The sequence below is a fragment of the Bradyrhizobium sp. CAR08 genome (assembly GCF_052871955.1).
In genome coordinates this window covers 32,184-56,849 of record NZ_JBIXJX010000016.1, presented here as the reverse complement: position 1 = coordinate 56,849, position 24,666 = coordinate 32,184, and the positions used below count along the sequence as shown (strand labels likewise).

The 24,666-nt window shown below is 65.2% G+C and carries 17 protein-coding genes; 8 read left to right on the top strand and 9 right to left on the bottom strand.

Annotation, left to right across the window (positions count from 1 at the left end):
• Positions 1-34: 34 nt before the first annotated feature.
• Positions 35-1,102, top strand: a complete 1,068-nt coding sequence (locus ACIPUD_RS29300) for an endo-1,4-beta-xylanase (protein WP_446482008.1) — start codon at positions 35-37, stop codon at positions 1,100-1,102.
• Positions 1,103-1,105: 3 nt separating this feature from the next.
• On the opposite strand, the gene ACIPUD_RS29295 is transcribed toward ACIPUD_RS29300, so the two are convergent.
• From ACIPUD_RS29295 to ACIPUD_RS29285, 3 genes are all read right to left on the bottom strand, one after another.
• Entirely contained in the window at positions 1,106-2,056 is a 951-nt protein-coding gene (locus ACIPUD_RS29295) for a DUF6492 family protein (RefSeq protein WP_377827903.1), read from the bottom strand.
• Positions 2,057-2,151: 95 nt separating this feature from the next.
• The gene (locus ACIPUD_RS29290) at positions 2,152-2,946 is read right to left on the bottom strand and encodes a protein-L-isoaspartate O-methyltransferase family protein (RefSeq protein ID WP_446482007.1); all 795 of its coding nucleotides are present in this window, start codon (positions 2,944-2,946) and stop codon (positions 2,152-2,154) included.
• The gene (locus tag ACIPUD_RS29285; protein WP_446482006.1) at positions 2,943-6,413 is read right to left on the bottom strand and encodes an ATP-binding protein; all 3,471 of its coding nucleotides are present in this window, start codon (positions 6,411-6,413) and stop codon (positions 2,943-2,945) included. Before ACIPUD_RS29285 ends, ACIPUD_RS29290 begins: the two co-directional genes overlap by 4 nt.
• 142 nt (positions 6,414-6,555) lie before the next feature.
• Between ACIPUD_RS29285 and ACIPUD_RS29280 the strand changes: the two genes are divergently transcribed.
• From ACIPUD_RS29280 to ACIPUD_RS29265, 4 genes are all read left to right on the top strand, one after another.
• The gene (locus ACIPUD_RS29280) at positions 6,556-12,999 is read left to right on the top strand and encodes an amino acid adenylation domain-containing protein (protein WP_446482005.1); all 6,444 of its coding nucleotides are present in this window, start codon (positions 6,556-6,558) and stop codon (positions 12,997-12,999) included.
• 141 nt (positions 13,000-13,140) lie between these two features.
• Positions 13,141-13,311, top strand: coding sequence for a hypothetical protein (locus ACIPUD_RS29275; protein ID WP_162847227.1), 171 nt, complete (start codon positions 13,141-13,143; stop codon positions 13,309-13,311).
• A 243-nt stretch (positions 13,312-13,554) separates the two neighbouring features.
• The gene (locus tag ACIPUD_RS29270; RefSeq protein WP_018455684.1) at positions 13,555-14,286 is read left to right on the top strand and encodes a 4'-phosphopantetheinyl transferase family protein; all 732 of its coding nucleotides are present in this window, start codon (positions 13,555-13,557) and stop codon (positions 14,284-14,286) included.
• Complete coding sequence (locus tag ACIPUD_RS29265) at positions 14,283-15,263, top strand: LLM class flavin-dependent oxidoreductase (RefSeq protein ID WP_446482004.1); 981 nt, start codon at positions 14,283-14,285, stop codon at positions 15,261-15,263. Before ACIPUD_RS29270 ends, ACIPUD_RS29265 begins: the two co-directional genes overlap by 4 nt.
• Positions 15,264-15,401: 138 nt before the next feature.
• Here ACIPUD_RS29265 and ACIPUD_RS29260 read toward each other — a convergent pair whose 3' ends face one another.
• The 3 genes from ACIPUD_RS29260 to ACIPUD_RS29250 form a co-directional block, all read right to left on the bottom strand.
• Positions 15,402-16,427, bottom strand: a complete 1,026-nt coding sequence (locus tag ACIPUD_RS29260; protein WP_018455686.1) for a histone deacetylase family protein — start codon at positions 16,425-16,427, stop codon at positions 15,402-15,404.
• A 126-nt stretch (positions 16,428-16,553) separates the two neighbouring features.
• Positions 16,554-17,495, bottom strand: a complete 942-nt coding sequence (locus ACIPUD_RS29255; RefSeq protein WP_026233001.1) for an SMP-30/gluconolactonase/LRE family protein — start codon at positions 17,493-17,495, stop codon at positions 16,554-16,556.
• Positions 17,452-19,524: a PQQ-dependent sugar dehydrogenase gene (locus ACIPUD_RS29250; protein ID WP_446482003.1), complete on the bottom strand. Its 2,073-nt coding sequence runs from the start codon at positions 19,522-19,524 to the stop codon at positions 17,452-17,454. The genes ACIPUD_RS29255 and ACIPUD_RS29250 overlap by 44 nt, the downstream gene beginning before the upstream one ends.
• 206 nt (positions 19,525-19,730) lie before the next feature.
• On the opposite strand from ACIPUD_RS29250, the gene ACIPUD_RS29245 reads away from it, so the two are divergent.
• From ACIPUD_RS29245 to ACIPUD_RS29235, 3 genes are all read left to right on the top strand, one after another.
• The gene (locus ACIPUD_RS29245; RefSeq protein ID WP_007606355.1) at positions 19,731-19,964 is read left to right on the top strand and encodes a DUF6894 family protein; all 234 of its coding nucleotides are present in this window, start codon (positions 19,731-19,733) and stop codon (positions 19,962-19,964) included.
• A 9-nt stretch (positions 19,965-19,973) separates the two neighbouring features.
• Entirely contained in the window at positions 19,974-20,150 is a 177-nt protein-coding gene (locus ACIPUD_RS29240; protein ID WP_018455689.1) for a hypothetical protein, read from the top strand.
• Positions 20,151-20,377: 227 nt separating this feature from the next.
• Complete coding sequence (locus ACIPUD_RS29235; RefSeq protein ID WP_446482002.1) at positions 20,378-21,967, top strand: gamma-glutamyltransferase; 1,590 nt, start codon at positions 20,378-20,380, stop codon at positions 21,965-21,967.
• Between the two features lie 2 nt (positions 21,968-21,969).
• On the opposite strand, the gene ACIPUD_RS29230 is transcribed toward ACIPUD_RS29235, so the two are convergent.
• The 3 genes from ACIPUD_RS29230 to ACIPUD_RS29220 are packed head-to-tail and all read right to left on the bottom strand — an operon-like array spanning position 21,970 to position 24,650.
• Complete coding sequence (locus ACIPUD_RS29230; protein ID WP_085357882.1) at positions 21,970-23,256, bottom strand: NAD(P)/FAD-dependent oxidoreductase; 1,287 nt, start codon at positions 23,254-23,256, stop codon at positions 21,970-21,972.
• 12 nt (positions 23,257-23,268) lie between these two features.
• A complete protein-coding gene (locus ACIPUD_RS29225; RefSeq protein WP_018455692.1) occupies positions 23,269-24,000 on the bottom strand; it encodes an amino acid ABC transporter ATP-binding protein in 732 nt (243 codons plus the stop codon).
• Entirely contained in the window at positions 23,997-24,650 is a 654-nt protein-coding gene (locus ACIPUD_RS29220; protein ID WP_018455693.1) for an amino acid ABC transporter permease, read from the bottom strand. The genes ACIPUD_RS29225 and ACIPUD_RS29220 overlap by 4 nt, the downstream gene beginning before the upstream one ends.
• Positions 24,651-24,666: the final 16 nt, after the last annotated feature.

Here is a 24,666-nt window from a genome sequence, read left to right as displayed (position 1 = left end):
GTACGGTGGCGCGTTGGCTCCGATAAGGAATGCCGTGACCAGGCTCGACAGACGCGAATTTCTCCTCGGCAGCGCCGCAGCACTCGCGGCAGCCGCATCGGCGTCCGCAGCGCCGGCGTCGAAACTCGCCCAGCGCTATCAGGGATTTGGTGCCGCGGCCACGCTCTGGGATCTGCAAGCGGATCCCAGGCTCGGCGAAGCCATCAGCACCTACTGCACACAAGTCGTGCCGGTGCTCGAGCTGAAATGGCCGATGCTGCGTCCGGACGCGCACACCTTTGCCTTCGAACGCGCCGACGCGATCCTGGATTTCGCCCGGCAGAACGACCTGACGATGCGCGGCCACGCGCTCGCCTGGTATCACGACATTCCGGACTGGACCAAGCAGATCAAGGATACCAAGGGCGTCGAGCGCGCCTATGTCGACCACATCGGCACCGTCGTCTCCTATTACAAGGACAAGCTGACGTCGTGGGACGTCGTCAACGAGCCGATCCCGGACAATCCGCACAGCCCGAAAGACCGACGCGAGTCGTTCTGGACGCAGCATCTGGGCAACCGCTGGATTCCGCTGGCGTTCCGCACGGCGGCCGCGGCCGATCCCTTCGTCAAGCTCGCGATCAACGAATACGACATCGAGTCGGCTAAGGACACGTTCATCGCGAAGCGCGCGGCCTACCGCCATCTCATCATGGAGCTGCTCGACCAGGGCGTGCAGTTGCACGCCGTGGGACTGCAATCGCATCTGCATGCCGAGCTCGAGATCGACACCCATGGGCTTGCCGAATTCGTCACCGAGCTGCGCGCCTGGGGCCTCGAGGTGCTCGTCACCGAGCTCGATGTCGACGACCAGAAGCTGACGGGGACGCCGGCGGAGCGCGATGCCATCGTCGCCAAGCGCGTCGATGATCTCCTGACCGCGATCTCGACCAGCGGACCAGTGCGCTCGATCCTGACCTGGGGCCTCTCGGACCGCTACAGCTGGATCAACGGCACCTTTGCCCGCGCCGACAAGCAGCCGAACCGTCCTTTGCCGCTCGACGGCGAGTTCAAGCCGAAGCCGTTCATGAACGTGATCAGCAAGTTCACGAGAGACGTGTAAGGTCTAGCGAGCTTTCGGCACTTCGAACTGAGCCTCGTCGCCCATGTGCTCGGGCGAAAGACTCGGACCGCGACGGTCGCGCGAGCTGAGGCGGAACACGTCGCGGATGTCGTCGATGGAGGTCGACGAATAGGACTGGATGCACAGCGCGACCTGGTCGGGCGAAGCGGCGCGCATCATCGCTTCGATGGCGGGACGGTCGAGGCGGGTGTCGTCCCAATGCGAGACCGCGATGCTGTCCTCGGTGACCCGATGAGCGACCAGATGCGCGGGCGCGTTCGCGACGAAATGGCCGTACATGAGATATTCCGAGAACTTCTTCTTCCGGCACAGTGCCAGAACCCAGTTCAATCCCGTTGCCGACTTGATCGAATCGGTCATCGCGCGCGCGGTGTCCCTGTCCCAGACCAGCGCGTTGCCGACATAGTCGTCCGCGGGGAAGGACCGGTCCTTAATGCCAAGGAGCTGATCGACGGTGCGGAGCCACAGGACATGCAAGGGGTGGGCGGCGTCGATCCCGTTGCGCGTGACGAACAGCGGGGTCTTCTCGGCGCCGGCATACTCACCGACGTCGAATTCGCGGAAGAACAGATTGTCCGAATCCAGGATGCAGACGCGCTGCTCTGGCGCGTTGAGGACGCCGGCGATCTTGAGGATCTGCTGAATGTGCCAGCCATGAACAGGTGACGACAGCAGCGACAGCCAGACGCGCCGTTTGCTGATGAACTGCAGAGCCGGCGGCAACGCCCACAGCCATTTCGGCAAATAGCGCGAGGCCGGAACGATGACGCGCTTGTCGGAAGCGAACCGCGCGAACAGCGGCAGATCCTCATCGTTAACGAGAACATAATGCCGTGTGTAGCCCGTCAACCAGGTGTCGATGCTCTCGCTGAGCAGCGAAAAGCGCTCGATATCCTTGGCGTAGCTGGCGGTCAGCAGGGCAACGGAATGCATGGCGCGCGCTCGTATGGCGATCAGGCCGCAGTCATAGCGGCGCTGAGACGCGTTGGATACTTACATTCGCAATCAAGGTAAAATGAAACGAAGCATTAGCCATCCGACGGCAACCCCTGCTCGATGCCGCGAAAGCGCAGCGGCGCCAGCGCGGAGGCGCGCTGCCACCAGTCGGCGACGCGGTCGTCGAGCGCGGTCAGACCGCGGCCTTGGCCGGGAAATATCCGGATCTGCTGCACCGCCTCGGCTTCGAACCCCCTGCCCTTGCGGGTGATCTTGAGGGCGGCGCCTTCGCGGTCCCGCTGGGTCAGCGGCACCAGAAGCCGGCCGCGCGGACGAAGCGACCGAAGCCAGAGCGGATGCGGCTGCGAGAAGCCGGCATGAACGATGATCACGTCGGCGGGTTCGCCGATGTCCTCGCATCCGTCGCCATGGACGACCGCGACGTTGCGATAGGCGCCAAGATAGGTTGCGGCGCGCGCCGCAAGCCGCTCGTCGCATTCGATTGCCTGCACCCTGCCCTTGGGCCCCACGATCTTCGACAGCACGGCTGAGAAATAGCCGAGCCCGCAGCCGATCTGGACCACACGGTCTTTTTCCCCGACGTCGAGCAAATCGATGAAATGCGCCCACAGGCTCGGAAGTCCGGTATCAAGCTTGCGGCGCGCATCGATCGCGACCAGCACATTGTCCTGGAGATGAACGGGATCGGCATCCGGCGTCAGCCGATAGTTGCGCGCCGCCTCGGTCTTGATGCGCCACGGCCCCTTCGCCAGAAACTTTTCGCGCGGAACAGTGCCGAGGGCTTCGAGCAGGCGCGTTGAAGAGATCCGCTCGCGTTTTGAGATCAGCTCCACGTAACGCGCACGCGCGGCGGCAAGATCGCTCATCTCACGGAATCGGCCCGTTTACGAACAAGCGCGTCCACGCCGAGCTCGTCGATCAGTTGCATCGCCTGTTTCAGGTCCGGCGTGGAAAAGCCCTCGCTGAACTTGCCGATGATCGGTACGAGCAGGAGACGAGCGTGCTCGCGCTTGCCGGCTTGGTGCGACAGTCGCGCGAGGCTGACGGCGGTGCGAAGCTCCCAGGACAGAGCGCCCTGCTTGCGCGCGATCTCCAGCGACAGGTTGAACAGGTCCTCGGCCTCCTGCACCGAGGCCGGATTCTCATCCGACAGGGTGATCTCGCCTTGCAGGCGGTAGACTTCGGCGAGGTAGGAGTGGTCGCCGGTCCGTCTTGCGGTCGCGAGCGCACCGTCCAGCGCGCGCAAGGCGGCATCGCGCATTCCGACCTTGGCGTAGGCCTCCGCGAGCAGGCAGCGGAACCAGCAGCCGGCGAGCCAGGAATCCATCGCTTCGTATTCGTCGAGGCCGAACCGCATCTGGCTGAGGCCTTCGTCGGCCTCGCCGAGCTGCGCCAGCGCCCAGCCGCGCAGGATCGCGGCCTGCTGCTTCCAGTGCAGGAAATTGTGCTCCGTGGCGATGATCATGGCGCGGTTGGCATGGTCGCGCGTGCCCTCAACATCGCGCAAATGCTGGCAGAGATAGGCGCCGAACACGAGCGCGAAGGCGAGCGTGAATGGGTGGCGGATCTTCTCGGCGTTCGCGATCGCCTGTTCGCTGTGCTGGCGCGCCGCGTCGGGCCGGCCGAGGAACCACAGGAGGTAGCCGAGATAGGACAGCGAGACGACACCGGGATCGGTGCCGTGCCGCTCCATCAGATCGGAGTGCAGGTCGGGGCTGTAGAGGTTGATGCAGCGGTGCAGATGATGCTGGGACGCGGCAAAGCGCCCGCGATAGAGCATAGTCATCGCGATCGAGCGATGCGCCTCGATCAGATAGCCGGTCTGCTGCGCCGGTTGCGTCCCCTCGTTCAGCCGCTCGCGCTTGGCGAACTTCAACAGCTCGACGCTGAGATCGTGCGCGCGGGTCAGATCGGCGCGGATGAAATGACAGACCCAGAGCCCGCGCGTGGCGGCGAAGGCCTTTTCGTCGTCGTCGAGCTGCTGGCCGAGTTCGAGGGCGCGGACGTAGTTCTCCTCGACCTCCTGCACGGCATAGCCCTTGGCGGCGATCAGCGCGTTGCCGAGCGCGATGCGCAATTCGAGCTCCATCTCATCGGCGCCCTGCATGCGCGCATTGGCCTGCACGACGCCGAGGCCGCGGCCCAGATGCCCGATCGCCTCTAGATTGGCGCCACTCTTGGCCGCCTGCTTACCGGCCTTAAGCCAGAAGCTGGCGGCGCTCTCGCTCTGGCCGGATTCGGTCATATGATGGGCGAGCAGTTCCGGTTCGCGCTCGGTCTTCTCGGGATACATCTCGGCCAGCACCTGGGCGATCCGGGAATGCAGCTTGCGCCGCTCGCTGTGCAGCAAGCTCGCATGCGCGGCGTTCTGAATCATCACGTGCTTGAAGGAGTAGAGCGCGTCGGGCGGATGGCCGCGGCGCATGATCAGTCCGGCCTCCTCCAAATGATTGAGCGCGGCCTCGATCTGTTCGGCGGGTGTGTTGGCGACCGCGTGCAGAGTCTCGTAGGAGAATTCGCGGCCGATGGTGGCACCGATTTGCGCGATCCGCTTGAACGGCCCCATCCGGTCCAGCCGCGCCATCAGCGAGTCCGTCAGCGTCGCCGGGATCGCAAGCTGCCGCCACGGACCCGACAGCACGTAGCGCCCGTGCCGTTCGGTCAGGAGGTTGGATTCGAGAACCGTCTTGGTCAGCTCCTCCAGGAACAGCGGCACGCCGTCGGTCTTGACGATGATCTCCTCGATGACCTCCTTGGGAAGCTCGCGTCCCGCCACGCGCTCGACCAGCGTCGCGCGCAACTGCCGGCTCAACCGGTTCAGCACCAGGGTCGTGATATGCGAATGGGCGTTCCAGCTCGGCTGGAATTCGGTGCGCGCGGTGATGATGACCAGGATTGCCCGGTTCTGTGCCCGGTCGACCAGGAGATCGATCACCTCACGGGACGTCGGGTCGATCCAGTGCAGATCCTCGAATGCGATCACCAGCGGCTGCTCGCGCGCAAGGCCGAGGAAATGATTGACCAGCGCAGCGACGGTCGCATCCTTTTGCTGCTGCGGCGACAGCTCGAGCGGCGGATAGCGGTCGCCGGTCGGAATGGACAACAGCACGGCAAACAGCGGCGCAACCTGCTCGATGTCGCCATGAGCGGCGGCGATCGCGGTCTCCAGGCTCGCCAGCGACTGAACGGACGCATCCTCGCGATCGAGACCGAGAGAGAATTTGAGCTGCTCGGCGAACGGATAGAACGCCGTGGAGGTGTAATAGGGCGAGCACTGGAACGAGACCTGTCCATGGCGATCGCCCGCGATCCGGTCGAAGATCTCCTGGATGATGCGCGACTTGCCGATGCCGGGCTCGCCGAACTTGACCACGACCTGGCCCTCGCCCTCCTTGGCCTGCTGCCAGCGCCCCATCAGCAGCGCAATCTCCTCCTCCCGGTTGACGAGCGGGGTCAGCCGCGTGCCCATGGCGGCGGCGAAGCGGGTCTCCACCCGCGAGGCGCGCATCACGTGCCAGGCCTGGGCTTTCTCCGAGATTCCCTTGAGCACGTGGACGCCGAGATCGCGGTAGTCGAACTTCCCCTTCAGCAGCGACTGGGTCGACGTGGAAATCACCACACCGTTGGGCGGCGCCAGGCCCTGCAGGCGCGCGGCGAGATTGACGGTTTCTCCGACCGCGGAGTCGCGCTCTTCGGTGCCCTGTCCGACTAGGTCGCCAACCACGACGAGACCGGTTGCGATGCCGATGCGGACGGCGGGTGAGTGGCTGAGCGCGCCACGCGGCTCGATCGCGCGAGCGGTCGACAGCACCCGGACGATTTCCAGCCCCGCACGCACGGCGCGCTCGGCGTCGTCCTCATGTGCGGTCGGATAGCCGAAATAGACCAAAATACCGTCTCCGACGAAGCGGGCAGCAAAACCTTCGTAATGCTTCACGACGCGGACACAGGTTTCGCGGAAGCTCGCGATCATGTCGCGCACGTCTTCCGGATCGAACTGCACCGAGAGCGAGGTGGAATCCACCATGTCGCAGAACATGGTGGTGAGCTGACGCCGCTCGGCGCCGACCTCCGTCCGGATTTGCGGGCGCGCCGTCGCGTCGGCCTTCTCCGCGGTTTCGGCCCGGAATAACGCGGTCATGGCGCGCTGGAGCCGCTTCCGATCGCCGAGCGGCAATCCGAGCTCGACCAGATCGGATTCGGTCAGGTCCGGCATGACGTCGAGATCGAGACGGTGCTGCGCGAAGAGATCGGTATAGTGGCTAAGACCGATACCCTCGAGCCAGCGCTTCAGCCCGCCTTCCGCTCCCGTGCCCGGCTCATTCTCCAGCATGGTGATTCCGCCCGACCAATCACTCCGTCGAAGGGCTTAGGGCCCCGCAACCACAGATTTTGGGGCCAAAACTTCACCTCAGACTGGACGCGTTTCCTAACTTCTTGGAAGAATAGCCCAATCGGATCAAAAGGGAACGGAATTGTCGGACGCCACACGCCCAGCCCCGCGGGAAGCGAGTACGACGGCCGAAGCGAAGATATTCGAGGATATCGGCGGTCTTCTCGATTTCCATGCCCGCAAGATGCCGGTGGCCCCCGCCCTCCTCGCCCCCGGCCGGCCGGTCCTCAACTACGGCGGGATTGGCGTGCGGACGCAGGATCTCGTCCGCACGCTGCGCGGGCTTGGCATCGCTTCTACCGACCGCATCGCGGTTGCGCTGCCGCGCGGTGCCGACAGCGCACTGGCCCTGATCGCGGTAGCCTCGAGCTGCGCTTGCGTTCCCGTCAATCCCGATCTGACGGCGGACGAGCTGCAACGCTATTTCAGCGAATTGAAGCTGACGGCGCTCGTCACCCGGGCCGACACGAACTCGGCGGCCCGCGATGTCGCCAAGGCGCTCGATATTGCGGTGATCGATTTCGTGCCGGGGCCGCAAGACGATCTCGGCGGCTGCGCGTTGGTCGGGCCGGCGGTCGGACCGGCGAGCAGCAGCGGCGCCTCGCGCGGCGACGACGACGCGTTCATCCTGCTGACCTCGGGCACGGCGGCGCGACCGAAGATGGTGCCGCTGACGCATCGCAATGTGTGCCTCTCCGCCTACAATGCCGGCCGCGCGCTCTCGCTCGCGTCCCACGATCGTCTGCTCAACGTCCTGCCGCTGTTTCACGCCCATGGTCTGATTTCCGGCCTGCTGACGGCGCTGGCCGCGGGCTCCAGCGTAGTCTGTACCGAGGGTTTCGACGCAGCCTCCTTCTTCGGCTGGATGCGGCAGCTGCAACCGACGTGGTACACGGCAGTGCCGACCATCCATCGCGCGCTGCTGACGGCGGCGGAAGCCAACCCGGATCTTGCCCGATCGTCGTCGCTGCGCGTGATCCGCTCCGCCTCGGCCTCGCTTGCGCCTGCGATCCTCGACGGGTTGGAGGCGACGTTCGGCGTTCCCGTGCTCGAAACCTACGGCATGACGGAGGCGGCCTCGCAGATCGCGGCCAACCCGTTCGAGCTGCGCAAGGTCGGATCGGTCGGCCGCGCCGCGGGCCCCGAGATCACAATCATGGACGAGACGGGCCGCGCGCTCGCCAGCGGCCAGCACGGCGAGATCATGCTGCGCGGACCCAACATGAGCCGCGGCTACTATAATGACGAGGCGGCGACGCAGGCTGCCTTCCGCGACGGCTGGTTCCGGACCGGCGATCTCGGCTATCTCGATGCCGACGGCTATCTCTTCATCGTCGGCCGCATCAAGGACGTCATCAACCGCGGCGGGCAGAAGATCTCGCCTCTGGAGGTGGAAGAGGTTCTGCTCAGCCATCCGGCGGTGCTGGAGGCCGGCGTGTTTGCCGTCCCGCACCCGAAGCTCGGCGAGAACGTCGCCGCAATCGTGGTGCTGCGGCCGAATTCCGAGGCGACTTCGGACCAGTTGCGCCAGTTCGCCCGGAAACGGCTCGCGGCCTACAAGGTGCCGAGCCTGATCCGCAGCGTCGCGACGCTGCCGAAAGGCGCCAGCGGCAAGGTCAAGCGCAATGCGCTCGCCGAATTGATTGCAACGGACGGCGGCGAGGAGGAGGCCCGTCTGCCGCGCAAAGCGCTGGAGACCGAGCTCGCCGGGATCTGGGCCGATCTGCTGGAGCTGCCGCAGGTCGGGGGCGATCAGGACGTCTTTGCGCTCGGTGCCGACTCGCTCGCGGTGACGCAGATGCGTTCGCGCCTGCGCGAACGCTTCAATGTCGATTTCTCGTTCGAGGACGTTTTTGATTGCGCCACGGCCGCCGCGCTTGCGGCCCGGATCGAGACCGCCGCAATCCATCGCGAAACGATGCTACCGGCCTGGCGCCAGGCCATGAAGGCAGACGCGCCGCTGTCGTTCCAGCAGCAGCGGATGTACGTGCTCTCGCGGCTCGACCCCACGCGCTACAATTATAACGTCGTCGAAGTCGCGCTCCTCAAGGGTGGGCTCGACGTCGCCGCACTTGCTGCGAGCCTCACCGCGGTGTCGGCGCGCCATGAGGCGTTGCGGTCGGTCATCGTCGAACGCGAGGGCGAGCCGGTGCAGCTTGTGCTGCAATCGCCCCCGCGGTTCGAGCGGATCAAGCTCAAGCCCTGCCCCGCGAACAAGCGGGTCGCTGTTGTCAGGCGCGAAGCACTCCGGCTCGCGCAACATCCGTTCGACCTTGCGAACGAGGCACCGCTGAAGGTCACGCTGCTCTCGTTCGACAAGAGCAGCCATGTGCTGGTGGTCAACGTCCACCACCTCGTCACCGACGGCTGGTCGCAGCGGCTGTTCTGGGAAGAACTCGCCGCCCATTATTCGGCAGCGCGCAAGAACGACGTGGCGGCACTGCCTTCGCCCGCCTTCCTGTATCGCGACTTTGCGCCCTGGCAGCAGAGCTGGGCGCAGACGCCCGCGGCCAAGGAGCAGCTCGATTACTGGCGGGTGCAACTGGACGGCGTCACCACGCTGCCGCTGCGAACCGACCGCCCAAGGCCGGAGGTCTGGAGCGGCCACGGTGCCCGTCACTATCTCGAATTCTCCAAAACCCTGTCGGCCGACCTGCGCGCGCTGAGCCAGAACCAGGGCGTCACGCCCTTCATGACCCTGCTCGCCGTGTTCCAGTGCCTGCTGTTCCGTCACACCGGACACGAAGATGTCGCGACCGGATCGCTGATCGCCAACCGCAATCAGATCGAGAGCGAGCGCCTGATCGGACTGTTCGCCAACACCCTGATCCTGCGCAATGATTTTGGCGGCGATCCGAGCTTCGGCGACATGTTGCGCCGGGTACGGCAGGTCACGCTCGATGCCTATCGCAATCAGGATCTCCCGATCGAGGAAGTCCTGCGCTCGCTTCAGATCGCACGAAGGACGGACGGCAATCCGCTGTTCCGGATCATGTTCATCCTCCAGAATGCCTCGATCGAGGCGGCACGATTCTCCGGTCTGTCGACGCGGCGGATCGAGATCGATCCAAAAGTGGCGCGATTCGACATCACGCTCGAACTGGTCGAGGCCGACGGCCGTTTCACCGGCTTCTTCGAATACGCCACCGATCTGTTCGACGCGGCGACGATCGAGGGCATGGCCGCTCAGTTCAAAACCCTGCTCAAATCCGTCATCGCCGATCCGGAGCAGCGCATCTCCCGCCTGGCACTCCTGACTGAGGCCGAACGCCGGCAGCTGCTGGCGCAGGGCCGGGGCGTGCCGGCCAATTTCGTCGCGCGCGGCAATTTGAGCGAAGGTTTCGATCGCCAGGTCAAGAAGACGCCGAACGCGATCGCGGTGTCGGACGGCCGCACATCCCTGAGCTACCGCGAGCTGGCGCGCCGCAGCCAAGCGGCTGCGCGCTGGCTCACTCTCGAAGGCGTCGGCGCCGAGGCCGTGGTCGCCTTGCTTGCAGATCGCGGGCCCGACCTGCTCGCCGCGATGATCGCCGTACAACGCGTGGGCGCCGCCTTCCTCAATCTCGATCCCGACCAGCCGCGGGAACGGCTCGCAACCATCCTCGGATCGAGCGGGGCCCGCATGCTGCTGATCGAACGGGCGCAGTCATCCATGGCGGAGGCGCTGCTCGAACCGCTGGTCGAGCGCATCCAAATGGCCGAGCTCGAGGACGCGATCGCGCCAGCGTCGGCCAAGCCGGCCCCCGCAAAGCGGCGCGCGGCGTCGAGCCTTGCCTATCTCATCTACACCTCCGGGTCCTCCGGCGCGCCCAAGGGCGTCATGATCGAGCAGCGCGGGCTGTCAAACCATCTGGCGTCGCTCATCTCCGAGCTGAACCTCTCGTCCCGGGACGTGATCGCGCAGACCGCGCCACAGAGTTTTGTCATCTCGGTGTGGCAGTTCCTCGCGGGGCCCATGGTCGGCGCGCGCGTCCACATCTGCGGGACCGCGATCGTGCAGGACCCGATTTTGCTCGCGCGCGAGATCGAGCGCGAGGGCATCACGGTGCTCGAGATCGTCCCATCGCTGCTGCGCGTGATCCTCGATCGCATGGACGAGGCACAAATCCGACGCGCCTTTGCGAGGCTGCGCCTTCTGATCTCGACGGGCGAACCGCTGCCCGTCGATCTGTGCAAGGCCTGGTTCGCCCGCTGTCCGAAAGTGCCGCTGATCAACGCCTATGGTGCGTCGGAATGTTCCGACGACGTCTCGCTGCATCGCCTGACCAGGGCGCCCACGACCACGACGGGCAACGTCCCGGTCGGCGCGCCGCTGCCGAACATGCAGCTCTACGTGCTCGACGCAAACCTGCAGCCGCAGCCGGTCGGCGTGACCGGCGAGCTCTGCATCGGCGGCGCCGGTGTCGGCCGCGGCTATGTCAACGATCCCGCGCAGAACCGGCAGCGCTTCCTGCCCGATCCGTTCTCGCGCAAAGCAAGCAGCCGGCTGTACCGGACCGGCGACCTCGCCCGCCGCCGTGCCGACGGCACGATCGAATGCCTCGGTCGCGCCGACCATCAGGTCAAGGTCCGCGGCTACCGTATCGAGCTCAAGGAGATCGAGAACGCGCTTGCCGACCATCCCAGTGTGCGCGCCGGCATCGTCGAGCCGCGTCGCGAAGCGAGCGGCGATGTCAGGCTGATTGCCCATATCGTCGCAAGATCCGGCAGCCGGAGCAGCGCCAGCGAGCTGCGCGACTTCCTGAAGAGCCGGCTGCCGGACCATGCCATCCCGTCCGCGTTCTTGTTCCTGGATCAGGTGCCGCTCAATGCCCATGGCAAGATCGATCGGACCGCGCTGCTGGCGCCGGCGCAGCAGGAAACGTCCGGACCGGATGCGGCCGTGCCGGCGCGGCGCTTCACCGAAAAGGTGCTGTCCGACATCTGGATCGACCTGCTGAAGGTCGAGAGCCTCGGCGTCACCGACAATTTTTTCGACCTCGGCGGCCATTCGCTGCTGGCGGGCCAAGTCATGGCGCGCGTCGCTCGGGCGCTCGGCGCGTCGCTGCCGATCAAGACCATCTTCGAGGCACCGACGATCGACGAGCTTGCCCGGCGGGTCGACGAGGCCGTGGCGGCAAAGCCGCGCAAGCCGGCCCCAAGTGTAGCGAGGTTGGCTAGTGCGAGCCTGGCCGAAGGCAGCCCTCTCTCGATCGCGCAGGACCAGATGCTGCGGATCGAGCAGAATCTTCACGGACTGCCGCTGTTCAATCTGCCTTTCGCTTTCCGTCTCCAGGGGCCGCTGAATCCGGCCGCCCTGGCGCAGGCGATCGACGACATCGTGCGCCGGCACGAATCGCTGCGGACCCATTTCGGCTGGAGCGGCGGGGAGCCCGTCAGCCGCATCGCCGGGCCCGGCGCTCTCGGCCGTGTCCTGAGTGTCGAGACGATCGGCGACGGTCAGTCCCACAATAACAAGCGGCGCAAGGCGCTGGAGCTGCGCAAGATCAATCTCCTGATCGAACAAGAGACCTATGTCCCGATCGACACCACGCGCGCGCCGCTGCTGCGCGCCCGGCTGTTGCGGCTCCACGATGGCGATCACGTGTTGCTGCTGACGCTGCACCACGCCGTCGTCGATGGCTGGTCGATCGGCGTGCTGTTCGAGGAATTGTCCTACCGCTATGCGGCGCTGGCCGGATATTCGTCGGTGCCGCTGCCGAAACCGCCGCCGGCCTTTTCGGACGTGGCGCGCTGGCAGCGCTGGTGGTGCGGCACCGATGCCGCCCGCCGTCAGGCGGCCGACTGGACCGAGAATTTGCGCGGGGCGCCTCCCCTCTTCGAGGGCGAATCAAGCCCGGGCCCGTCCAGGGGGCACCATCCGGTCAGTCTCGAACGTGAGCTGATCGGCCGGCTCGCGGCTTTCGGCGGCCAGCATAATTGCACGCTCTTCATGTGCCTGCTGACCGGCTTGAAGGCCGTGATGCTGGCGCGGACCGGCCGCGACGACATCTCGATCGCCACCGCCATGGCCAATCGCGCCCAGCCGGACACCGACCGGATCGTCGGTCCGTTCGAGAACACGGTGATCGTTCGCACCAAAATCACGCCGGAGCTGTCGTTCGCGCAGGCCGTAGTCCGGGTCCGCCAGAGCGTGCTTGACGCGCATGCGCGCCAGGAGCTGCCTTTCAACATCCTGGCCGATCATCTGGAGCAGGAGGGGGTCAATCCAGCCTCGCTGCTCCAGGTCTATTTCACTCTGCAAAATCCGCTGCGCCAGCCGCTCGATCTGCCTGATCTCACGACAGGATCGATCGGCAACATCGCCCGCGAAGGCCAGCCGGTGCTGCCGATCGACCAGACATGGCTGTCGCTGATGCTCAAGGAGCGGCCGACGGGAATCACCGGTTCGTGCAATTACAAGAGCGAGCTGCTCGACGGCGCTACGGTCGGCCAGTGGATGGAGGATCTCGTCGCGCTGCTCGCGGCCGCCCTCGCCCAACCCAACACACCGCTCGGCCGATTGCTCAATCGCAGGGCGGCATGACCGGCCGTACATCACGGACGAATACGGGGTCACTCGTCAAAGCTGTGAACGACCAAGTTGCATCTTGATTATTTGGCGCCATCGCGCAAGATTATTCTCGCGTTTTGATTTGGACGAGTATTTTCAACCGGGGAGTTCGTTATGGGTTTCATCAAATTTACCAAGGGCACCTCGTTGAGCGACAAGGACCGCAAGGCCCTGCAGAAGTTGCTCGGCGCCGAGAAGAAGAAGCTGCAGTCCGCGCTGAAGGACGTCGACGCCAGCATTTCGATGTTGGGCGGCTCCAAGAAGTCCAAGAAGAAGAAGACGTAAGACTCGTCGGCCGACGCCGCACGAATCTTCAGGCTTCAGTTTTCGGGCTTCATTTTTCACATTTGGCCGCTCGCGTGTCGAGTTGGGGTCTCGCACAAGCTTGCGCCCGTAAACCGGCCAGCAATCGACAAGGATTCGCCCGAGTGGACCGCTAGAAGCGGTCCGCTTAGTTGATTCTTGCTCAGTTGATTCTTCCGTCATGGCAGGGGATTTGGCCCCGGCCTGGCGCCATGGGCCCAATTGATGGCAGACGACAGAATTGAACTGTTTGTCGGATTGATCGAGAATTTTGACACGCCAGGTGCGATCGATACGTGCCGGCGCCTGCTCTCGGTCGACGAACGGGTACGAGCCGACCACTTCGTGTTCGAGCGGCACCAGCGACAGTATATTTTCGCGCACGCGATGTTGCGCCTTGCGCTCTCGCACGTCGCACCTGAGGTCGCACCGACCGACTGGTCATTTGCGGCCGGGCGTTACGGGCGGCCGTTTGTCGCATCACCCAGGACATCGAGCACGCTGCATTTCAGCCTGTCGCACGCCGACGGCTGCGTCGCCTGCGTCGTGTCGGGGCATGAGACCGTCGGCGTCGATGTCGAGACCGTGTCGCGTCGGGTGGCGCCGCTGTCGACCGCGCTTCGGTTCTTCGCGCCGGAAGAGGTCGAAACGCTGCGCAGGCTGCCGGAGCCCGCCGCGACCGAGCGCTTCTTCGACTACTGGACGCTGAAAGAAGCCTATCTGAAGGCCAGGGGTTTCGGCCTCAATTTGCCGCTCGACGCCTTCGCGATGCAGGTATCGCGCGAGGCCATCGAGATCAGCTTCAAGCCCGATATCCCCGACGATCCGCAAGGCTGGCGATTCCAGCTGATCTCGCCGTCGCCCTCGCATCGTCTCGCGATCGCGGACGGCTCCCGCGCCACCGGCGGCCTTCCCATCACCCGCAATGGATGGCCGCTACAGGAGGCGGCTGAATGACGCCGCGGCGGCTGCGCGTCTTTCCCGCGATTTCGCGCAACCGCGACCCCAAGAAATATGTCGACGAGCTGATGCGGGTGGCGCAGTTCGCCGATCGCAACGGCTTCGAAGGCATCCTGCTATTCGAAGGCAACGAAGTGTTCGTCGAGCCCTGGGCGATGGCCCAGCACATCATCGGCGAGACGACCCGATCCTCGCCGCTGATCGCGGTCAATCCGGTCTACATGCACCCGTTCACGGCGGCAAAATTCGTCTCGTCCTTTGCGCAGCTCCACGGCCGCAAGGTCTATCTCAACATGATCACGGGGACGGCGGTCAGCGATCTGCAGGGGCTCGGCGACGAGCAGTCGCACGCCGATCGCTATGTCCGGCTCGGCGAATTCGTTGCGCTGATGCGCCAGCTGCTGGCAAGCCCGCGTCCGACGACTTTCGAGGGCCGGTTCTACCGCGCCAGCAACCTGCAACTTCGGCCGCGCCTGCCGCCGGAGCTGATGCCGGAATTTCTGGTCGCAGGCCAGTCCGAGCCGGCACAGCGCGTCGCAAAGGAGACCGGCTGCATCAAGATGCAGATGTTGCCGCCGGATCTCGACCGCGGCCTCGATGCGCCGGGCATGAATTTTGGAATTTTCGCCCGCGAGGGACGCGACGAGGCGCGGCAAGCGGCAAAGGCGCGTTTCCGCGATAATGCCGACGATCGCGAGCTGCTCGCGCTCACCGTGGAGAACAGCGATTCCGTGTGGAAACGGCGCCTCTACGAGAGCCAGAGCGGCGAGCTCGCGGACAATGGCTATTGGCTGCTGCCGTTCCTGACCTTCCAGGCCGACTGCCCCTACCTCGTCGGCAGCTACGCGGAGATCGGCGCGAAGCTGAAGGAGTTTGCCGCGAAGGGGCTGACCACGATCATGCTCGACATGGTCGCGGACGAGACCGAGATGCAGCACGTCTGCAAGGCGCTCGCGGCAAGCGGGATGTTTTGAGTTGTGGATGAAGTCGACCTAACCATCCACATCGTCATTGCGAGCGTAGCGAAGCAATCCAGAGTCCCTCCGCGGAAAGATTCTGGATTGCTTCGCTACCCTCGCAATGACGGAGAATGATGGGCTACTCAGCGAGAATCAGCGCGCCTCTTCGAAGCCGGCCAGCACCGAGGTCAGGTTCGCGCCGAGGATGTCCGAGAGGTAGCCGCCCTCCTGCACGAACACGGTCGGCAGGCCCATCTTCGCGATGGCCTGTCCGATGCGGCGGAAGCCCGGCGTGGTGACGGCGAGACCCTTGAGTGGATCGTGCTCGGAGGCGTCGAGGCCGAGCGCGATGACGAGGGCGCCGGGCGCAAAGGACTCGATCGCCTTGCGCGCGACGTCCATCGCCTGGATGTAGCCGTCATCGCCGGTGCCGATCGCCAGGGGAATGTTGAGATTTGTGCCAAGGCCGGGACCTTCGCCGCGCTCATGCGCATAGCCCCACACGTAAGGATAATACGCGACGGGATCGGCATGGATCGAGACCGTGTAGACATCCGGCCGCGCGTAGAAGATTCCTTGCGTGCCGTTGCCGTGATGGACGTCGACGTCGAGGATCACGACACGCTCGTGCCTCTGCCGCAGATGCGCCGCCGCGATCCCGCTGTTGTTGAGGAAGCAGAAGCCGCCGGCCATGTCGCGATAGGCGTGATGGCCGGGCGGCCGGCAGAGCGCATAGGTCGCATCCTCGCCGTCCATCACCATCTGTGCCGCGGTGACCGCGACGTCGGTCGCAGCGCAGGCCGCAGCCCAGGTGCCCGGGCCGATCGGCGCCGCGGTGTCGGCGGTGTGCCAGCCGAGCTTGCCGGTGATATGGGTGGGATAAGTCGCGGCATGGCGCACCGGATGGATATTGCCGATCATCTCCGGGCCTGAATCGCCGAGCGCGGTCCAGGCCTCCCAGGCCTCGCTCAGGAACGACAGATATTCCGGACTGTGGATGCGCGCACGCGGTCCCTGCCCGAATGTGGTCGGCTCGACCAGTTGATGCTTGCCGTCCTTGAGCCCTTTGAGCAGGCGGTCGGCACGTTCGGGCTGCTCGGTGGTGCGCTTGACCACACCGCGAACCAGGAAGAATTGCGGATCGTGGCTGCGATGCAGCTCGGTATGGACGGCTTTCACTCGAACACTCCGTGGTCGCTTTGAGGGTGCCACAGATGTCTAAATCCCCGCGGCGGCGAGATGCAAGCAAGAAGAATGCCGCCCCTGTCGCACCGCCCTGCGCCGGAAGCAGATCCCTCGTGAAGCTCAGCAGCGCCCGCGCTGAAGGCAGTGCTCGCGGCCCTGCTGGTCGGTGCGGAAGGACTCGACGAAGCCGCCCTGACGCTGAGTGACGAAGATCGTCTTGCCGTCGTGGCCTCCGAAGGCGAGGTTGGTCGGCTCCTTGGCTCTCAGCGTGATCTCCCGCTCCACCGCGCCATTGGCCTTCATCAACGTGATCGTGCCCTTGAGGATGCGCGCAACATACAGGCGGCCAGCGATGTCGGTGCGCAGGCCGTCGACAGTGTCGGGCTGAAATGCCTTGACGAGTCTTGGACTGGTGAGCTCGTTGCCGGCGACCGTATAGGACCAGATCTGACCGCTGCTGGATTCCCCGACATAGAGCGTCTTGTCATCAGGGCTGAGATCTATGCCGTTGGTCGTGCCCATCGCGCGCGGCGCCGACATCAGCTGTCCCTGCACCGTTCCGTCGGCTCCCTTCGCGATGCGCCAGATGTGGCCTTCGCGACCTTTCCAGTTCGGATCGCTCGCGTAGATCGTGCCGTCGCGGGCGATGGTGATGTCGTTGGGCTGGTTCATCTCGTCGGAGTGAAACCAGATGGCGGGCTCGGTCGATCCCTTCGGGATCGCGAAGATGTTGTGCTTCTTGTAGTCGGCGATGAACATGGTGCCGTCGCGCGCGAAGCGGATGGCATTGCCGACGCTGCCCTCGGGCAGCGCCGTGAACGGCTCGGACGCCGTGCCGCCGACGGGCAGCTTGCCGATGGTGCCGGGCTTGCCGAAATTGACGACGAAGAGATTGCCGTCGAGATCGGCGGCCGGCCCTTCGATGCCGAACGTGTATTCGCCTGATGGCGTCACCTGCACGCTTTCGAACAGTTTCGTTTCCGCTCGGGCCGGTGCCGTCGCAAGGACGAGAACAACGCTACTGCACAGGCACCAGAAATTCCTGCCGGATGTAATAGCCATCGCCGTCGCTGCACTCGCCATTCAGATAGGCATCGGCCGGTCGGAAGAAGCGGCTGAAACCGGGTTTGTCTACAGCGTTCCTTTGTGTCACGACGACGACCTTGGCAGCCGGTATTTCGCCGCATTCCTTGTTCGTTTTGCCAAAGAACTTGCGCTGCGGCGGGCCGGACTTGATCCGCATCCGGATGCCTGGAACCATTCTTGACACCAGCAGATCCGCCGTGTCGAGCAGGCGCGTGTAACCGGGTTCGGCCTTCGGCAGGCCGTCGCCACCCGGCGGCATCAGTTTCTCCGCGCCCAACCCACGAAGCCGCGTGCGCAACTTTCCGGAATCGGGATCACCAGGATAGATCCAGCCATCCTGCGACAGCATGAAGCGAAGCACCGTCGCGTCCTTCTGAGCGTCCGATAGGCCCGGCTTCAGGCCGAAATCCGAGTGACAGCCGACGCAGTGCTTTTCGACGAGGCCCTTGCGCAAATTGGTGAGCCGGACGCTGTTCTGCGCGTCCCTGGCCACGAAGACCGCCAGTTGCTCGATCAGCGCCTGGCTACGCACGTCGCAGGGCAGCGGCGACGGCGCATCGCCCGCGGCGCGGTCGATCCGGATCACGGTCTGGTTCTTGTCCTCGACCAGCCAGATTGCGCCGTCCTCCGCGACCGTCATGCCGACCGGCGCACCTTGCGGCCGCGCGCCGTTGACGCGGTGCCAGCCTGCGATCAGCTCCTCGAACGGCGCGGCGGCGACGGCGCCGGCCTCGGTCTGAAAGCTGTGGGTCGGATCGGCCGCGCAACTGACATGATAGCGTACCGGCGCCGGGGCGGGCTTCGGGAAGCCGTGATCGTCGACGTCATAGACGATGACGCGGCTGCCGGTCGGGCGATAGCCATGCAGGCCGACCAGCAGCTTGCCCTCGAGCTCCGGAAATTTCGCGCCGCGATAATAGAGCATCGCGAGCGGCGCGCCGTGCGGCGGCAGCAGCGAGAACGGCGCCTTGTAGAGAGCGTTGGCGGTGCACAGCGATTTGTAGACCCCCGACCGCAATACGATCCGGAATTCTAGACTCGGCGTCGACAAATCGTAGCAATAGGGCCAGCCGTAATGCCTGCCCTGCTCGATCGCGTTGATCTCCTCGTTCGGCTTGAAAATGTCAGGCAGGTCGCGGCCGTTCTCGCCTTGCAGAAAGGCATAGCCCGCATCAGGGAAGTTCGGATGCAGCGCCAGCGCCATCGAGTTGCGCAGGCCGCGCGCATAGACACCGTGCGGCGGGTCGGGTTCGCCAGGCTTCAACGCCGGGAAGATACCGCCCGGGGGCGGCGTGAACAGCCAGATCGACGCCATTGCGGAAACGCCCTCGGCCGCCGCGCAAGGTCTCGTGATCGGCGCCGGCGTGATGCAGTCGTCGCTGTGCGAGCCGACATTGACGAACAGCCGGCCGTTCTTATCAAAGACAAACTGCTTGAATGGATGCGCGCTCTCGTCGAGCTTTTTGCCGTCGGGCAATGTGATCCGGCGGCCGGGCATGTGACGGACGACGGTCTCGACCGTGTCGCGCGGATTGTCGGCGAGCGGATCGAACCGGAAGATCGTCTCCGCGCTCGAGGCATAGAGCTTCTTGTCCGGGCCGATCGCGAGGCCGAACGGATATTCGATTGCAGTCAGCAACTCCTTGAACCGCTGTCCCTGGGGTGCCCGCGGGTCGAGCAACAGCAGCCGGCCATCGGTATGGCCCCAGCCCGCCATGTCGGCGACCACGAACAGGTCACGACCGGGCACCTGGATGATCGAGCGCGGGAATTTCAGCCGATCCTCCTCGCTGGCGACGAGGCCAGCGCAGAATCCCGCCTTCATGTCGATCTGGATTCTGGGAAAGGCGAGATCGGCGCTGCCGCAGGTCTCCGTGCCGATCGCATAGCCGCTCTTGCGGACCGGTTCTGATGAGCCTACCGAGGCGAGGGCCAGGAGGACCACCAAGGCGCCCGTGCATGCGCGCAGGCTTCGGCTTTCACGCCAAAATGTGAGGTGGTTCACGGCGCCTCCCGGACGTTCCGTCCAGGGTTGTTCCATGCCGCGGGAACGCCGTCCAGTTGATCAACACCCCCTTGTGATCAAACCAGCAGGGGGCTTGGCGCCGACCAATCTCCGTAGATTCCCTTACCGGGCTCGACCCGAATGTTTCGCGAAGGCTTGGAATGGTATCGGTTTGCCGTCCCAATCGCTCCCAATAGGAGACGCATATGGTCCAGGTCTATTTTCACTGCTCCAACTTGGACGGCACGCTGATCGATCGCAGCGGCACAGCCGTGACCAACCTGACCGAGGCGCGCGACCGTGCCGCCCAGATCATGAACGCGATGATCCTGACGCCCGGCGCTGAGGATTGGCGCGACTGGGTAATCCATGTCAGCGGCTCCGACGGCGAGGAGATCTTCGACCTCCCCTTCACTGCCATGCTCGGCAAGCCGCACTGAGGTGATGCCATGTTGCTCGCGTCACTGACCCTGCTCCGCCAGCCCCTGAACTTCATCGCCAGCAAATGGCTGACGCTGATCCGGATCGCGGGCAATCCCTACCGCCCCGAGCTCCACTACATGCGCGGGCCTGGCCCGAAATGGCACGCCAGGTATCAGGCCAGCCGGCTGGATCGCGCGCGCTGAGCCCTGCGGCTTCCGCTTCCCACTGATCGGTCTCATAACTCGTCATGCCCGGGCCTGTCCCGGGCTTTCTCGTCTTGGCATCTACGTCTTGCCGACTGCGCCACCCCCGCTGTTACACACCAGCCATGCCGCGTCGCCCTTTCGATGTTCTCGATGGGGGCGATGTGCCATTCTTCGCGGAGCTCAGCGCAACGAAGCCAAACCGAAGACAGCACACAGACATCATCATGCCGCACCAGTTCAGCCACACCCAAACCGTCCGCAAGCCCGCCGTCACATCCAAAGGCGGCATCGTCGCCGCGCAATCGCGGCGGGCGGCCGAAGTGGGGGCGCAAGTGCTGGCGGCGGGCGGCGACTGTGTGGACGCGATCGTCGCCACCACCTTCGCACTTAACGTGCTGGAACCCTGGAACAGCGGCATGGGCGGCGGCGGCGGGATGGTGCTCTACCGTGCCGCGGAAAATCGCTACGAGGTGATCGACTACGGCATGTGCGCGCCGCAAAGCCTGGGCGCCGCCGACTATCCGCTCAGCGGCGAAGGCGCGGCTTCCGACCTGTTTCCCTGGCAGCGGGTGAAGAACGACCGCAACATCCACGGCCCCGGCTCGATCGCCGTGCCCGGCGTCGTCGCCGGCATGGAGGAGGCGCATCGCCGTCACGCCAGGCTGCCGTGGAAGGATCTGGTCGCGCCGGCCGTCGCCCTCGCCGGCGAAGGCCTGCTGGTCGATTGGTGGACCACGCTGACGATCGCGGCATCGGCGTCCGATCTTCGGCGCTATCCCGCGAGCGCGACAACGTTCCTGAAGGACGGCCTCCCGCCGAGCGCGCCGTGGGGCATCAAGTCCGAGACGCGACTGCCGCTGGACACGCTGAAGGCGACACTGGCGCACCTCGCCGACGCCGGTCCGCGCGATTTCTACCAGGGCGATCTCGCCAGGAGCATCGCATCCGACATCAAGGCCGACGGCGGCGCGCTGTCGGTGGAGGACCTCGCCGCGTTCCGAGCCCATCTGCGCGATCCGCTGGCGATCCCCTATCGTGGCGGCAACGTGTTTGCGACGCCGGAACTCACAGCCGGACCGACAATGGCGCATGCGCTGCGCCTGTTGCAGCAGAACCTGAAGCCGGGAAGCGCGCCCGACGCGGCCGCCTATGCCGAATATGCCGCCGCGCTGCAATCGGCCTATCGCGAGCGGCTCAAGGATATGGGCGATGCCGACGGCAAGCGCTCGCTCGGCGCGGAATATCTGGCGCCCGCCTGCACCACGCACTTCTCCGTGGTCGACCGCCACGGCAATATCGCGGCGGTGACGCAGACGCTGCTGTCATCCTTCGGCTCGAAATACGTCACGCCGCACACCGGCATCGCGATGAACAACGGCATCATGTGGTTCGACCCGAAGCCAGGCACCACCAACTCGCTCGCCCCTGGCAAGCGCTGTCTCACCAACTACACTCCCGTCATCGCCGAGGCCAAGGACGGCAGACGGCTCGCGGTCGGCGCCTCCGGCGGTCGCCGCATCCTCCCGTCGGTGATGCAGATCGTGTCGTTTGCGATGGATTTCGGCATGGATCTCGATGCCGCGATCCACCAACCGCGCATCGACGCCAGCGAAGGCGCCATCGTGATCGGCGATACCAGGCTGCCGGCGGACACACGCGAGGCGCTCGCGGCGCGATTCGACTATGAGGAAGCGCGGGTGCAGTCCTTGCCGCAGAAGTTCGCCTGCCCGAGCGTCGTGATGCGCGACGGTGACACCAATTCCGGCGCGGTCGAGATCTTCCAGCCCTGGGCCGACGCGGTGGCGGAGGGCTGAGCCTAGATCCCCAACCGGTCGCGCAGGCGACCAGCGATCACTGCCGTCGTCACGCCGACCGGCCAGAAGGCATGCATCGGGATCGGCTTGATGCCGGTGACGGGCATGTCGAGCTCGGCCTTGGCGCCGCCGATCAGACGCCTCGCGAGCTGCGCGCCCATCGCGGTCGAGAGCGCGACGCCGCGACCGTTGCAGCCGAGCGAGATCAGGATGTTGTCCGCGGGCTCGTGCACATGCGGGTAATGATCCGCGGTGATGGCAAGCCGGCTGTTCCAGCCATGGGTCCAGGCCACGCCCTTGAGCTGCGGCCATAGCCGTTCGGCGTATCGCATGAGATAGGCGACGTCGCGCGGCGAACTGATCCAGCGCATCGGGCCGCGGCCCCCCATCAAGAGGCGGTTCTGCTGATCGATGCGGTAATAGACGGTGATGTGGCCGCTCTCGTAAAGGACGGGACGCGCCGGCATGATCGAACGGGCCACGTCGTCAGAGAGCGGGGCCGTGGCCGCGATCGAGGAAAACACCGGCACGATGGTGCGGCGAAGCGCCGGCCAGAGATCGTCGGTAAAACCGTTGGTCGCGAGCAGCACCTTGTCGGCATGCACCACCGCGCGCGGCGTCTCGATGCGCCAGCGGCTGCCCTCGCGACGGAGTGATAGTGCGGGTGTTTCGCCATACACCTTCGCGCCCGCGGAGATCGCGGCGCGCGCGAGGCCGCGGGCATAGCTGAGCGGATGCAGATCGCCGCCGCGGATATCGAGCATGGCGCCGATGTAGCGATCCGTGCCCGTCATCTCGCGCAATTGCTCGCGATTGAGGTACGACACCGGCATGCCACGGGCGATGCACTGCTGTGCGGTTGTCTCGATCGCGGCGGCGCTGGCCTCGTTATAGGCCGCGCGCAGCGTGCCGTTCTGCCGTGCTTCGCACGGGATCTGGTAGCGGCGGATCAAATCGTGGGTGAAGTTCGTCGTGCCGTAGGAGAACGCGACCATGCGGCGGCCGAGCTCAGCGCCGAAATCCGCCTCGATCTGATCGGGATCGTGCTTCAGTCCGGGATTGGTGTGACCGCCATTATTGCCGGATGCGCCCCAGCCCGGCTCCTGCGCCTCCAGCACCAGTGCCTCGACACCCTGCTCCGCCAGATGCAACGCGGTGGACAGGCCGGTGTAGCCACCGGCGATAATGGCGACCGAGACCGTCTTGTCGGTTTCGAGCGGCGGCGTGGCCACCGGCGCAACGGCGGTGTCGGCATAGAGAGACGGCGGCAGAGGCAGGCGCGTGGTCATGGCGAAGACCGGTCAGAGCGGATGCAGCACGCGGCGCAAAAAGTCCTGCGTGCGCGGATGCTGGGGTTGATTGAGCAGCGACTTGGCCGGCCCCTGCTCGACGATGACGCCGCCGTCGATGAACAGCACGCGGTCGGCGACGTCGCGGGCAAAGCCCATCTCATGGGTGACGACGACCATGGTCATGCCGTCGTCGGCGAGCTTGCGCATCACGCCGAGAACGTCGCCGACCAATTCAGGATCGAGCGCCGAGGTCGGTTCGTCGAACAGGATGGCCTTGGGCTGCATCGCCAGCGCCCGTGCGATCGCGACGCGCTGCTGCTGGCCGCCGGAGAGCTGGGGCGGATGCTCGTTGGCTTTCTCGGCAAGGCCCACCTGGGCGAGCAGCGCGCGGCCACGCTCGAATGCGGCAGCGCGTGGCTCCTGCTTCACATAGAGCGGACCTTCAACCACGTTCTCCAGCACCGTCCGGTGCGGAAACAGATTGAAGCGCTGGAACACCATCGAGACCTGGGTGCGGACTTTCACGATCGACGGCGCGTCGCGGTCGACCTTCAATCCCTCGACGCTGATCTCGCCGCGGTCGTAGCTTTCGAGACCGTTGATACAGCGCAAGATGGTGGACTTGCCGGAGCCGGAAGGGCCGACGATGCAGACCACCTCGCCCTTCTGGACGGACGCCGTGATGCCCTTGAGCACCTCGTTCGCACCGAAGCTCTTGTGGACGTCGGTCAACTCGATCATTTCTTGCCGGCCCGCTTCTCGAAGTGACGGACCAGCAGGATCAGCGGAATGCTCATGGTGAGATACATCAGCGCGACAAGCGTGAACACGTTGGTGTTCTTGAAGGTCGAGGACGCGATCAGCTTGCCCTGAAGGGCGAGCTCGGCGACCGTGATGGTCGAGGCCTGCGAAGAGTCCTTCAGCATCATGATCATGACGTTGCCGTAGGGCGGCAGCACGATCCGCACCGCCTGCGGCAGCACGACCCGGCGCATGGTCAGCCACCAGCCCATGCCGATCGATTGCGCGGCCTCGATCTGCCCTTTGTCGATGGCCTCGATGCCGGCGCGGAAATTCTCCGCCTGATAGGCCGAGTAGGCGATGCCGAGCCCGAGGATCGCGGCCTGCAACGCGGACAGGGTAACGCCGAGATCGGGCATCACGAAATAGAGGTAGAACAACAGCACGATGATCGGAATGCCGCGGATCACGTTGATCAGGCTGGCGCTGAGCAGCGACAGGACGCGGATGCCGGAGACCCGCATCATCGCCCAGACGAGGCCAAGAACCGTCGAAAGCAGCAGCGAGCCGATGGTGACGACGATCGTCAGCGCGACGCCGCTCATCAGGATCGGGAAGAATTCGGCCGCGTCGTGCCAGAAGCCTTTCATCGATCAGCTTTCATCG